The sequence below is a fragment of the Bacillus sp. FSL K6-0042 genome, from assembly GCF_038006685.1.
Lineage (GTDB): Bacteria > Bacillota > Bacilli > Bacillales > Bacillaceae_G > Bacillus_A > Bacillus_A pseudomycoides.
This window is the reverse complement of sequence record NZ_JBBOVS010000001.1, coordinates 2354148-2367988: the sequence shown is the minus strand read 5'-3', so window position 1 is coordinate 2367988 and position 13841 is coordinate 2354148. Positions and strand designations below refer to the sequence as shown.

10 protein-coding genes and 1 riboswitch are annotated in these 13841 nt (G+C 37.2%); of the genes, 7 read left to right on the top strand and 3 right to left on the bottom strand.

Translation table 11 applies throughout. The features are described 5' to 3' along the window. Window positions 1-17 precede the first annotated feature (17 nt). Window positions 18-200, bottom strand: a riboswitch (Lysine riboswitch). 357 nt (window positions 201-557) lie between these two features. Beyond that, window positions 558-1997, bottom strand: a complete 1440-nt coding sequence (locus MHH45_RS12110; protein WP_016113266.1) for an NADP-dependent glyceraldehyde-3-phosphate dehydrogenase — start codon at window positions 1995-1997, stop codon at window positions 558-560. A gap of 844 nt (window positions 1998-2841) precedes the next feature. On the opposite strand from MHH45_RS12110, the gene MHH45_RS12105 reads away from it, so the two are divergent. The 5 genes from MHH45_RS12105 (at window position 2842) to MHH45_RS12085 (ending at window position 9444) form a co-directional block, all read left to right on the top strand. After that, on the top strand, window positions 2842-4596 hold the full coding sequence (locus MHH45_RS12105; RefSeq protein ID WP_016133168.1) for an ABC transporter ATP-binding protein: 1755 nt from the start codon (window positions 2842-2844) through the stop codon (window positions 4594-4596). Continuing rightward, window positions 4593-6593 carry an ABC transporter ATP-binding protein gene (locus tag MHH45_RS12100; RefSeq protein ID WP_088093928.1) on the top strand — a complete coding sequence of 667 codons (2001 nt, stop codon included), beginning with the start codon at window positions 4593-4595 and terminating at the stop codon, window positions 6591-6593. Before MHH45_RS12105 ends, MHH45_RS12100 begins: the two co-directional genes overlap by 4 nt. 599 nt (window positions 6594-7192) lie before the next feature. Continuing rightward, a complete protein-coding gene (locus MHH45_RS12095; RefSeq protein ID WP_077295147.1) occupies window positions 7193-7993 on the top strand; it encodes an amino acid ABC transporter substrate-binding protein in 801 nt (266 codons plus the stop codon). Further along, window positions 7980-8678, top strand: a complete 699-nt coding sequence (locus MHH45_RS12090; RefSeq protein ID WP_016113270.1) for an amino acid ABC transporter permease — start codon at window positions 7980-7982, stop codon at window positions 8676-8678. Before MHH45_RS12095 ends, MHH45_RS12090 begins: the two co-directional genes overlap by 14 nt. A gap of 31 nt (window positions 8679-8709) precedes the next feature. Continuing rightward, entirely contained in the window at window positions 8710-9444 is a 735-nt protein-coding gene (locus MHH45_RS12085; RefSeq protein WP_077295149.1) for an amino acid ABC transporter ATP-binding protein, read from the top strand. Between the two features lie 48 nt (window positions 9445-9492). On the opposite strand, the gene MHH45_RS12080 is transcribed toward MHH45_RS12085, so the two are convergent. Next, window positions 9493-9690 carry an alpha/beta-type small acid-soluble spore protein gene (locus tag MHH45_RS12080; protein WP_003195499.1) on the bottom strand — a complete coding sequence of 66 codons (198 nt, stop codon included), beginning with the start codon at window positions 9688-9690 and terminating at the stop codon, window positions 9493-9495. Window positions 9691-10109: 419 nt separating this feature from the next. Here MHH45_RS12080 and MHH45_RS12075 point away from each other — a divergent pair, with 419 nt between their 5' ends. Beyond that, the gene (locus MHH45_RS12075) at window positions 10110-10355 is read left to right on the top strand and encodes a hypothetical protein (RefSeq protein ID WP_016113272.1); all 246 of its coding nucleotides are present in this window, start codon (window positions 10110-10112) and stop codon (window positions 10353-10355) included. A gap of 18 nt (window positions 10356-10373) precedes the next feature. On the opposite strand, the gene MHH45_RS12070 is transcribed toward MHH45_RS12075, so the two are convergent. Next, on the bottom strand, window positions 10374-11762 hold the full coding sequence (locus MHH45_RS12070) for a YheC/YheD family endospore coat-associated protein (RefSeq protein WP_077295151.1): 1389 nt from the start codon (window positions 11760-11762) through the stop codon (window positions 10374-10376). A gap of 765 nt (window positions 11763-12527) precedes the next feature. Between MHH45_RS12070 and MHH45_RS12065 the strand changes: the two genes are divergently transcribed. Next, entirely contained in the window at window positions 12528-13685 is a 1158-nt protein-coding gene (locus MHH45_RS12065; RefSeq protein ID WP_033671373.1) for a DUF445 domain-containing protein, read from the top strand. Window positions 13686-13841 lie beyond the last annotated feature (156 nt).

Below are 13841 nucleotides of genomic sequence, written 5' to 3'. Positions count from 1 at the left end.
AGGAAACCCACGACATACCTCTCGATAGCTCTCCACAAACAAATTGTTTGTGACAGTTCTGCACTTATTAAATAGCAGACCCAGCAAGAATGCACAGTGGGCATTTCTTACTTCGGCAACCATTCCTTTCCCATTCATTCATCGATGCCACTACATCTCCTGAAATGATACTCTTAATGACTGCAACCTCTACCTCACCGAGATACGAATGAGGATTTATGTATTAAATTAACATAATCAAGGGTAACAAATGAATTTTTATACGTCAATGGATATAGTAATAATCAGACTATAGCGAACAATTTGTCATTAAAAGAAGAGGGGTTTTTTTAGAAATAGGCTCTGTTAATCTGTGTGTTAAACTAATGAAAAAAATATTTTTGATATTTTGTCTCACTTGAATCTAGAAAAACAACATAATTATTCTGTAACTTTATTTGAGAATGTAATGGATTGGTTAATGAACAGTGATCCTAAAGCATATTAGATAAGTGAATAGGAGAATGAAAGAATATAAAAAGAAGCTAATCTACAGCTGTAGACTAGCTTCTAAAATATTAAACTAAGTTTAATACAGTTACTTTCTCACGTGTCATAGACTCAAGGCTCTTACGGATACCTTGTGCTCCCATACCAGAACCTTTTACGCCGATGAATGGGAAGTGGTCAGGACCACGCTCTGTACGTCCGTTAATTTGAACGGAACCAGTGTCAATTTTGTTTGCAATTGCAAATGCTTTATTAATGTCTTTTGTGAAGACACTTGCTTGTAAGCCGAAATCTGATTTGTTCGCAATTTCAATTGCTTGTTCATCAGAAGAAACACGGATGATTGGAAGGATTGGGCCGAATGGCTCTTCCCAAGCAACTTTCATATCTTCTGTTACATTGTCAATTAATGTTGGGTAAATTAAGTTGCGCTCGCGTTTGTTACCAATTACGATTGTAGCGCCTTTTTCTACTGCATCGTCAACTAATCCTTGAACGAAATCAGCAGATTTATCGTCGATTAATGGCACGATTGTACTGTCTTGTTCTGGAGAACCAACAGTTAATTCAGCCACTTGATCTTTTAATAAGCTAACAAGCTCGTCCGCTACATTTTCATGTACAAGCACGCGCTTGATTGCAGTACAGCGTTGACCTGAGTATGAGAATGCGCCGCTAACGATATGTTTTGCAGCTTCCCCTAGGTCAGCATCTTCACGTACGATACCAGGGTCTTTACCGCCAAGTTCTAATACAAGCGGAATCATAGCAGCTTTTTTCGCTAAGTGAGCACCTGTGTTTGTACCACCTGTGAACGATACCATATTTACGCCAGGATGTTCTACTAAGTAGTCGCCGATAACAGAACCGCGTCCTGTTGCTACGTTTACAAGTCCTTTTGGAAGACCTGCTTTATGAAGAGCTTCAACCATTTTAATACCGCTAATTGCGCCTTGTGTTGCTGGTTTAAAGATAACAGCGTTCCCCATAATAAGAGCTGGTGCAAGTTTTGCAGCAGATAAGTTTACAGGGTAGTTAAATGGTGCGATTGCTAAAACAACACCACGTGGTGCACGTTGAATGATTGCAAGCTTGGATTTAGATCCACCAGGGAAGCTATCACCCATCATGCTTTCGCCATGCATATGAAGTGCTTCGTCTACAGTGTAACGAATTAAGTCCGCTGTACGAACAACTTCTTTTTTCGCATCTTTATAACCTTTACCGACTTCTTTCATTACGATATCGGCAATTTCATCTCGCATATTTACAAGCTCATCAGCCCATTTATATAAATATTTTGCACGATCTTGAAGAGAAGCTTCCGCCCATTCTTTTTGAGCTTGTTGTGCTGATTTAACTGCTTCGTCAACTTCCCCGCGAGTAATTGCTTGTACTTTACCAATTACTTCGTGTAAATATGGTGATGGAATATCAATTGTTTGCCCAGAAGAGCTTTCTCTCCATTCACCGTTTAAATAAAATTTGTACGTATTGCTAGTTGTCATGATTTGTCCTCCTAAAATAGCAACTTGTAAGAGTGAGTATATGGTGATTGTAGGGGGTTTGAGAATATTTTTCAAACAAAATGTTTATGGAAACGATTTCTTATGTGATTTTTATTTTGTATGCCCTTTCTTAAAGGGGTTTACCTTATTTGTAAGTGAAATATAGGATTATCCATAATAATATCGATAGATAATTTTTTCGGGTATCGAAGTGGTATTGTATATCTTTTATTTTTTGTGATAAAAGTTTGTTTTGTAAAATAATGAAAAAAACAATTGACAGAAAAGTTGATAAAGTTATAAAATTAAAAATGGAAAATAAATGAAGGGGGTGCGCGTAATGATTGTAATGGTAAATATGACTGGCTTAGTTGGATTACATGGTGGAAAACATTCATATCATTACGCAACCCGTACGGAAAGATAGTGCTTTTTTGTTTTCAAAAAAAGCGTACGTTGCGTATTTCGTAACGTACGCTTTTATGCGTTTTTCTCGCATATCGTCAAGCGGCGGTATGCGTTTTTTTGTCTCTATTTTGGTTGTTTCCATACTTTGTATGGTTTCGATAAAGTGAAACTTCCATCCGTAAGGGGGATTTATCTCCCACGGATGGTTAGTTGAACCAATCGGGCATTTACGGGCAGTTATCCCCTTATCTATCGTTCTCATTTCTTGCTGAATCTTGAGGTGGGGATTTTACTGCCCGCAAATAGCGGGGTAGAAAAAATACGGAAGGTGAGAAGATATGGTGAATCAGTACAATTGGTACGGTGTAAAAGCAGGGGCTTTTGATAGTGGATAACAGAAATAGACTGAAACAAGATCGAGAAGGGAGAGATTTCATTGTTTTCAGTATTACAAAAGTTAACATGGTTTTTTAAAGAACATTGGAAGAGGTATAGCATCGCGATTGGAGTGCTTCTAATTGTAAATGTAATAGAGGTAATTCCTCCAAAAGTAATTGGGTTAACAATTGATCATATAAAAGTAGGTTCTTTAACAAACGAAGTGATTATACAGTATGTTTGGATTTTATTTGGAGCGGCAGTTGGTGGGTATGTACTCACCTACGTATGGCAGCACCAATTATTTGGCGGTGCATTCGTGCTTGAAAAAACGATGCGTTCAAAATTTATGGGGCACTTGTTGAAAATGACGCCGACCTTTTATCACAAAAATCGTACTGGTGATTTAATGGCGAGAGCGACAAATGATTTAAAGGCGATTGCTATGACTGCTGGTTTTGGGATTTTGACACTTGTTGATTCTAGTTTATATATGCTCACAATTGTTTTTATGATGGGATTTTCAATCAGTTGGCAACTTACAATTGCGGCACTTCTGCCCTTGCCGATTATGGCATATGCGATGAATATATATGGGAAGAAGTTACATGAACGCTTTACGATTGCTCAAGATGCTTTTGGAGATATGAATGATAAAGTACTTGAATCGATTGCAGGCGTGCGTGTTATCCGTGCATATGTACAGGAAAAAGCTGATGAGCAAAGATTTCATCAACTAGGAACAGATGTATATGAAAAAAATATGAAAGTAGCAAGAATTGATGCACTGTTTCAGCCGACGGTGAAGATGCTAGTTGGTCTTAGTTATTTGATTGGTCTTGTATATGGAGCGTTTTTAGTTTTCCAATCGAAGGTTACGCTTGGCGAACTTGTTTCTTTTAACGTCTACCTTGGGATGATGATTTGGCCAATGTTTGCGATTGGTGAATTAATTAATGTCATGCAGCGCGGAAATGCTTCGTTAGATCGTGTCAATGAAACGTTGGCGTATGAGCCTGACGTGAAGAACGTGAAAAAACCGACGCGTGTACACGAACCAGAGTATATCGACTTTGATAAAGTTTCCTTTTCGTACCCGGCTTCACCTGAGCTGAATTTGAAAAATGTTTCTTTTTCATTAAAACAAGGAGAAACGCTTGGCATTGTTGGGAAAACAGGAAGTGGTAAAACGACTCTTGTTCGTCAGCTTCTTCGCCAGTATCCACTTGGAGAAGGGGATATTACAGTGTCAGACGTTACGCTAGGTGAAATTTCGACTGAAAACGTACGAAGCTGGATTGGGTATGTACCACAAGAGCATATTCTATTTTCAAAAACAGCACGTGAAAATATTTTATTTGGAAACAGGGAAGCAAGTCAGGAGGAACTTGAAAAGGCTATTGAAATCGCAGCATTCAAAAAAGATTTGGAGTTCCTTTCAGAAGGATTAGAGACGCTTGTTGGAGAGAAAGGTGTTTCTTTATCTGGTGGGCAAAAACAGCGAATTTCGATTGCACGAGCAGTTATTCAAAATCCAGAAATTTTAATTTTAGATGATTCATTATCAGCTGTGGATGCCAGGACGGAAGCAGCAATTATTGAAAATATACGAAGAGAAAGAAGCGGAAAAACAACAATTATAACAACGCACCGCCTGTCAGCTGTGCAGCATGCTGATTGGATTCTCGTTATGGATAATGGTGAAATTATCGAAGAGGGAACACATGATAGGCTCGTTTTGAATGGTGACTGGTATGCGGAGCAGTTTGAAAGACAGCAGGGCGAAAACGTAGAGGGTGAGGTAAAAATATGAGTGTTGGAAAACGGTTATTTCAATACGCTATGAAAGTAAAGGGAACCATTTTTGTGGCACTGGCAATGTTATTTATTTTCGTTATTGCAGAGCTTGCAGGCCCATTTGTAGCAAAGACAATGATTGATGATCATATTGTCGGTATTGAGAAACCATGGCATGAAACAGTGCAAGGGGACGATGCCGTACTTTATAACGGAGCTTGGTATAAGCGAAGCGACCGCTTTGAACAAGGTGAACAAAAAGGAAAAGAAGTTCGTATTATACAAGTTGGTTTCACTTATTATTTTGTACCTAATAAGGTTGCAGCAGAGGGAACACGTTCTGTAAAGGGAGATATTATTACAGTTCAAAGTGGAAAAGCAACGCAAGTGTATAAAGCGAAAATGTTAACAACCAAAGAAGTGTATTCGTTTTATGAACCTGAGATGAAACGATTACTTTTGCTTGGCGGAGGATATTTTGCACTATTGTTAGTTGTATCTTTATTTGCGTATGGTAAACAGTTTTTCTTACAGAAAGCATCTAATAAAATCATTCAAATTATGCGTGAAGATGTCTTTTCTCATATTCAAACATTACCGATTCGTTATTTCGACCATTTACCAGCAGGGAAAATTGTATCGCGTGTAACGAATGATACGGAGGCCATTCGGGAGTTATATGTAACAGTTTTAGCGACATTTGTTTCTAGTTTTATTTATATTATTGGAATCTTTATTGCTTTATTTTTACTTGATATGAAATTAGCGCTGTTATGTTTAATTATCGTACCAATTTTAATTGTTTGGGCTGTTGTATATAGAAAATATGCCTCTGTGTACAATCATAAGATGCGCTCTCGGTTATCAGATATTAATGGAACAGTGAATGAATCCATCCAAGGAATGCCTATCATCCAGGCATTTCGTCAAGAACGTGCAACAAAGAAAGAATTTGAAGAATTAAATGAAGATTACTTTAAGTACCAAAATAAAATTTTAAATTTAAATGCAGCGACATCGCATAATTTAGTAGGTGTCTTACGCAACATTGCTTTTACGGCGGTTATTTGGTATTTTGGCGGTGCCTCTTTGAGCGCTGCTGGGATTATCTCTTTAGGGATACTGTATGCATTTGTCGATTATTTAACAAGGCTCTTCTCACCAATTACAAATATGGTAAACCAGCTTGCGAATTTAGAGCAAGCGCGCGTTGCATCGGAACGTGTATTTGAACTGCTGGATGAAAAGGGCGAAGTAGTGGAAGAGGAACGTATACCACGTCTTAATGGAAATGTTCGATTTGATGATGTTTCATTTTCTTATAATGGGAAAGATGAAGTGTTAAAACATATTTCTTTCGAGGCAAAAAAAGGAGAGACGGTGGCCCTTGTTGGTCATACGGGATCTGGGAAAAGTTCTATTATGAATGTACTCTTCCAATTTTATGAGTTTCAAAAAGGAAAACTGACAATTGATGGGCGTGACGTGAAAGAGATACCAAAGCAGGCACTCCGTGAGCATATGGGGATTGTACTGCAAGATCCATTTCTATTTAGTGGTACAGTTGCATCGAATGTAAGCTTAGAACATCCAAAGATTTCAAAGGCTCGAATTGTAAAAGCACTGCACGATGTAGGGGCAGAGCGATTTGCTAACAATATAGAAGAAGAAATTACGGAAAAAGGAAGCACACTTTCGACTGGGGAGCGCCAACTTATATCTTTCGCGCGTGCGTTAGCATTTGATCCTGCTATTTTAGTGTTAGATGAAGCGACCTCAAGTATTGATACAGAGACTGAGGCGATGATTCAGGGGGCACTAGAAGTTGTAAAGAAAGGAAGAACAACATTTATCATTGCACATCGTCTTTCCACAATTAAGAGTGCAGATCAAATCATTGTGCTCGATCGGGGCACGATTCTTGAAAAAGGGTCACATGAAGAATTAATGCAGAAAAAGGGTCGTTATTATGAAATGTATAAAACGCAAATAGAAGGAAGTCAAAGTGCGTAACTTTCACGAAATGTTCAGAAAACTTTAAAGCAATGTTTACAAATGCTCCCATCTCTTTCCTTATCCATGTGATATGTTGGAAGCAAGGGGGAGATAGAGATGGAAGAATTATCAGTGACGTTTAACATTGCTTTCTTTTTATTACTGTGCGGAATGATCGGGTATTGTGTATTAGACTCTTAAAGGAACTTGCTATGGTAGCAAGTTCTTTTTTGTATATATAAATCCATATTGATTTTTCAACAAATAAGTCGGTGCTACGAAAACAAAAGCAGATTTTCACTCATTTTCTCCTTTTGTTTTCACACGGCATGGGCAAAAAAGGCCCTGCTCGCATTTATGCATGGGCGGAAGCTCTCTCCCAACCAAAAAGAAAGGTTTTTTGTTTTAAAGTAAGTATTGTTTTACCTTTTTTCTTAGAAGTGCTATATTTAAAAATGTTACTTATTTTTTGTATGTGGCGATTTTATATCATGTTGTTTGATTATGAAAAAAAAGGATACACTAATGACGAACATTTTCATTGAAAAATTGTTCAAGATTGCATACAATCAATATAGTTTTTAAATTCCTATCAGAATACTTGGAGGACTAATATCATGAAGAAATTATTTTCAGTGCTTGCAGTAGCTACACTAGCAGTCGGTATTGTGGCGGGCTGTGGCAAAGAAGAGAAAAAAGATACAGCTACTAGTCAAGATGCATTGCAACAAATTAAAAAAAGCGGTGAATTCGTTGTTGGTACAGAAGGTACATACCCACCGTTTACATTCCATGATGGAGGTGGAAAATTAACTGGATTTGACGTTGAGTTAACAGAAGAAGTTGCAAAACGTCTCGGTGTGAAACCAGTATTTAAAGAAACACAATGGGATAGCTTGCTTGCAGGGCTTGATGCAAAACGTTTCGATATGGTTGCGAATGAAGTCGGAATTCGTGAAGATCGTCAAAAGAAGTATGATTTCTCTAAACCGTATATTTCTTCTTCAGCAGCACTTGTCGTTGCAAAGGATAAAGATAAACCTGCTTCATTTACAGATGTAAAAGGATTAACAGCAGCACAGTCTTTAACAAGTAACTATGCGGATCTTGCAAAGAAAAATGGTGCGAAGATTCAAGGGGTAGAAGGCTTTAGTCAAGCAGTAGAACTACTTAATACAGGTCGCGTTGATTTCACAATCAATGATAAATTATCAGTGTTAAACTATTTACAAACGAAAAAAGATGCAAACATTAAAATTGCAGCAACAGAAAAAGAAGCGTCACAAAGTGGGTTCTTATTCCGTAAAGGTAGCGATAAGCTTGTACAAGAAGTAGATAAAGCGTTAGAAGATATGAAAAAAGATGGTACGTATGACAAAATAACGAAAAAATGGTTCGGTGAAAATGTATCTAAGTAATGCATTGATTACAGATCGATTATCTACATGGGTAGATATTATGCAAGCATCCTTCATGCCTATGCTAGAGGGTGCTCTTTTCACGACAATCCCATTAACGATTATCACATTTGTGATCGGTATTATATTGGCGATATTTACTGCTTTAGCACGTATTTCAAGTAGCCGCCTACTACAATGGATTGCTCGTATCTATGTATCTATTATTCGCGGAACACCACTTCTTGTACAATTGTTTATTATTTTCTATGGACTTCCAACTCTTAACATTGAGATTGATCCATATCCAGCAGCTATTATTGGTTTTTCATTAAATGTTGGTGCATATGCATCTGAAATTATTCGTGCTTCTATTTTGTCTATTCCAAAAGGGCAATGGGAAGCAGCATATACAATTGGGATGACATATCCACAGGCGCTAAAACGCATTATTTTACCACAAGCGACACGTGTATCGATTCCACCGCTTTCGAATACGTTTATTAGCTTAGTGAAGGATACTTCATTAGCATCATTAATTTTAGTAACAGAGCTGTTTCGAAAAGCACAGGAAATTGCAGCAATGAACTATGAATTTTTAATTGTTTATTTTGAAGCAGGTCTTATTTATTGGGCGATTTGTTTCTTATTATCTATCGTGCAACAAATATTAGAAAAACGTTCAGAGCGTTATACGCTTAAATAATAATCCTTTTATAAAAGGAGTTTTTGTTTTTATGATTTCAATTCAACATTTACAAAAGAGTTTCGGTGATAACACGGTACTAAAGCATATTGATTTATCAGTGGAGAAAGGTGAAGTTGTTGTCATTATTGGGCCATCTGGATCTGGTAAGACAACATTTTTACGTTGCCTGAATGTATTAGAAACACCAAATGCAGGTATTGTTCGCATTGGTGACAAAGAGCTGGATTTCTCTAAAAAAGTAACGAAGAAAGATATTGTAAATCTTCGTACACAAACAGGTATGGTGTTCCAGCATCATAATTTATTTCCTCATTTAACAGCAATCCAAAATGTAATGGAAGGGCTTGTTACAGTGAAAAAAGTAGGGAAAGAAGAAGCGAAGAAAAAAGCGACATATTTCCTTGAGAAGGTTGGACTTGGTGACAAAATGGAGTTATATCCATTCCAACTATCTGGTGGCCAGCAACAACGCGTTGGAATTGCTCGTGCGCTTGCGATGGAACCAGAAGTTTTATTATTTGATGAACCAACATCAGCGTTAGACCCAGAACTTGTACAAGAGTTCCTAAAGGTAATGAAGGAACTTGCACAAGAAGGAATGACGATGGTGATTGTAACGCACGAAATGCGCTTTGCTCATCAAATTGCGAATCGTGTTATCTTTATGGATGGTGGCGTTGTTGTGGAAGAAGGTACGCCAGAAGAGGTATTTACAAATCCGAAAGAAGAACGAACGAAGCGATTTTTACAAATGCTAGGGTAGAAAGAAAGGTCTCAAGCGAATGCTTGAGACCTTTTTTGCCATATATATTTATTTTTGGTATCCGCCAAGGCTTTGCTCAGCCATTGCTACTAAACGTTTTGTAATTTCGCCACCAACAGAACCGTTTGCACGAGCTGTAGAATCTGCTCCTAATTGTACACCAAATTCTTGAGCGATTTCATATTTCATTTGATCGATTGCAGCTGTTGCACCTGGTACTACTAATGGATTGTTTTGGTTTGCCATAGGAATATATCCTCCTTAAAGTATAGAAATTTTTTTGGTTGGATTAGCTGGAGTTGAACCAGATTATCGCCTCGTTTGGCGCTAATCCATCGTTTGAAGTGAATGTACTCATAGTATGGATGTTACGTAGAAAGATATGCGAGTTAATAATTTGTAAATTTTGTAAAAATATATACCGATTTTGATTTTTCAGCATATAAGTTACAGCTATGGATAACTAAAGGTGACCTGCACTCTTTTTCTCTCTGTGTTTTCACTTGGCATGGGGCAGGAAAAGGATCTGAACGCTTCTATGCATGGCCGGATGCTCTCTCTCACCTAAAAAGAAGGATTTTATTTCGTTTTTTTAATTTGTATTTTTCTAAAAGAAGGTCACACTAATCGTAAATATGAAACCTCTAGGATTGGAGGAGTTATAAATGGGAATATGTCCACTTTGCAATGCACTGGAAGCTCAAGTATATTCTTGTCAAAGTTGCCTGAATGTACTCCAAGATTATGGAAAAGTTGTAGATTATACAGATGCTTATAGCGCATATATGGATCAAGATTTATTAATAGAGGTAGACAGTTTAACAGGGGAGAATTCTCAGCAATATTGTGTTCATGTTTTCTATTGCGGGACGTGTGGTACACAAACTGAATTAACGGTGAAACTGGTGTAATAAAAAAACTTCCACCTATTATAGGGTGGAAGTTTTATCTTCTGGTAATAGCCCTTTCGGACGAGAAAGATGATGTTCTGTTAAATGCATGGCGTACTCGTAAAATAGCTGTCTCGTCAGTTCACTATATTCTTGTAGTGTTTCGGATTGAAATATAGTTCTTCCAGGTTTGGAATTGGCTTCAAATAGCCAAATCTTCTCATCTTTATCTAAGCCTAAATCAAAACCAATTTCTCCAATATTTCCTTCCGTTTGCTGATCTAAAATAGAACTTAGTCGCAAGGCTGCATCTGTCAATTTATTCGTGATTCGAACACGCTCCGTTGCATCAGAAAAAATATCTTGGAGTAGTTTTACTTCTCCGCCGCTATCTATATGAGTTGTCATACTGCCTTTCCCGGCGATTTTTGCAACGATGGCACTGACTCTCCAACTTCCAAAACGATTTTTATTTGTATGAATACGAAAGTCTACTGGCTGCCCACCTATACGTAATAATACAATTCCTTGTTGAACAATAAATGTTTTTAAATCATGGCCTTGCATAACATGATTGATAAGTGTTTCTAAAGAGTGATACTTTCGTAATTTATTCTGCCCTGCCTCGCGGTAACGACAATAATAACTGTTTTCTGAAGTGGAATAAAAAATTTGATAAATATTTCGTCCAAAACTACCATGCACAGGTTTCATATAAATGTGTTTATATGATGATAAGAAATTCTCTACTTGCTCGAAGTGCTGAAATGTTTCTGTTTGAGGTAACAGAGAAGCGACTGTTTTTTCATTTGTAAGCAGCTGGTGTATATTCCATTTGTTAAAAAAACCTGGGTTAAACCATGGAATGGTGTACTTCGTTTGTAATCGTTTTTTTGTTCTGATAATAGGTTTGTAAAGTTCTGCTTCTCGATTAGGTAGCCGATCATAAATAACGTTTGGAAAAGGAACTTTATATTGTATCCAGTTTTCCCCTTTAAAAAAGTATCCATCAATTGTTTCCTCATCCCAGTTTATATGTTGTGCACCAAATAAGAAAACAAATGGATGTAAAGAGTGAGGTGGGATCAGTAACTCCTTGAAACTGATGGAACGATTGCCAATTGGATTAGCAGCTGATTCTGTAAAACCTGTTGTGAAAATACCAATCAATGGTCCAAATATAAGTGTTTGATTTTGAATGAAAGCATGCACGGTAGTTGGAAATGGAAGATAAAGTTCTTTCGCAATTTGTTCGCCAATTATAATTTCGTGAGCATAAGTATAATGAATTTCAATATTTTCACATGTCGTATTTCGTGTGCCGAAGGAAAGAAATGTAAGGGGAGAAGTACTAGAAAATATATAGGGCAATGTTAGCGATCTTGGATGATCGATAGAAATTTGTAATGTGTAAATATGATCTTTCAATGTAATAGTCACTCCTTTTTCAGTTACGGTGTAAATCGATTAAACCGTAATGGGCCGTGGGAAGCTTCTTCGGCCAGTGAATAATCATGCTGTTTTCGCATTCGCATATATAATCCTAAGTGCTCTAGTTTATCCATTATGTAAAAAGAGAAGAGAGAACTGCTCAATTGTTTTGTATTTCTATTGTGCAATTGCGAGAATAGCTTCAGTACATTGCAAACATGCTTCCATATCATTATACTGTTGTCCGGATAACGATATTCTATTTTTGGATGATCTATGTTTTAGGACGAGAGAAGCCAAATTGAAAGACATTCCTTTTTAGAGGTAAGAGCATCCGATGAAGCATAGAAGCGGTCAGGGCCTTTTTTAGCCCTACGCCACGTGAAATCAAAAGGAGAAAATAAGTGGAGGTCACTTTTTGTTTTCATAGCAGTGACTGATGTATGGAAAAATCGAAATGGATTTATGTACATACAAATGGAAAAACCTTTCTTTTTAGAGGGAAAAGAGGATCCGTCCATGGATAGAAGCGGTCGGATTCTTTTTCGGTCCCATGCCAAGTGAAAACGAGTGGAGGTCATCTTTTGTTCGTCATGGCAGTGATTGGGTTTTGGGGAATTGTGGTAGTTAGTTTGCATCTTAAGCCGTGAGAAATCGCAAAAGGTAGCTGATGGATGGAGAAAATCAGTGTATCTCAAGATAAATGGCTGGTTGTGTATTGTTTTTGTAACAGGTTGTAGTAAGATATATATATTTGGAGAAATGGAAGGCTGGTATTGTGTAATGAATATGTGGTTAAATATGTTAACAACGACAGGATTAGGAGCAATAATTGGTGGGTATACGAATCATTTAGCGATAAAAATGTTATTTCGCCCGCATCGCCCTATTTATATTGGAAAGTTTCGAGTACCGTTTACACCAGGATTGATTCCGAAGCGTCGTGATGAACTTGCTGTTCAATTAGGAAAAATGGTCGTGGATCATTTGTTAACACCGGAAGGGATCGGGAAGAAATTAACAGATGAAAACTTTCAGCAAGAGCTTATTCAGTGGGGACAAGTAGAGATAGATAAAATTTTGGTGAATGAGCAATCATTACGAGAGGTTTTAGAAAAATGGGGCTTGGAGCATGTGGAAGGGAAGACAATTCAAAAAATTGAAAGTATGATTGTGGAAAAAATTGAGACGTTTTTATCACAATATTATACATATACGTGGGAACAAGCTTTGCCTAGTTCTGTTCATGAAAAAGTGGAGCAAATGCTTCCGAATGTAGCATCATTTATTTTAGAAAGAGGTAAAAGCTTTTTTGAAAGTGAAGAGGGAAAAGAGCGTCTTGCCAAAATGATTGATGACTTTTTTGTTTCACGAGGTACATTATTAAATTTAGTAGGTATGTTTTTAGGGAATGTAAGTTTAGTCGATCGTCTGCAGCCAGAAGTGATTAAGTTTTTAGGACAAGAAGGAACGAAGCAACTTTTAAGTGATGTACTGCAAAAAGAGTGGGAGAAATTAAAGGGAAGAGAAGTGAAGGAACTAGATTCCTTTATAGAGAAAGAAACGATTGTAAAGTCAATCCTATCAACAGTTAAAATAGAGGGAACTGTAAGAGGATTTTTCAATCAGTCTGTTCAAAAAGTGTGTGAACCAGTTCGGGAAAAAGTTGTACAAACAATGATTCCAAGTTTAGTGAAAAAAGGTTTAGCATGGGGGATAAACAATACTGAACAGATTTTGAAAAACTTACGTCTTGCTGAAATCGTACAACAAGAAGTATCTACATTCTCAACAGAGAGATTAGAAGATCTTGTGTTATCAATTACGAAGAGTGAATTGAAGATGATTACATATTTGGGAGCGTTGTTAGGGGGAACAATAGGTTTGATTCAAGGTATAGTGTTGCTTTTTCTAATGTAACGCTTTGTCTATATAAATCCATGTTACTTTTTCAACATACAAATCACGGCTATGAAAACAATAGGAGACATCCACTTATGTTCTCCTGTTGTTTTCACATAGCATGGGGCCGACCGCTTTTATGCATGAACGGACGCCCTCACTCCTAAAAAGAAA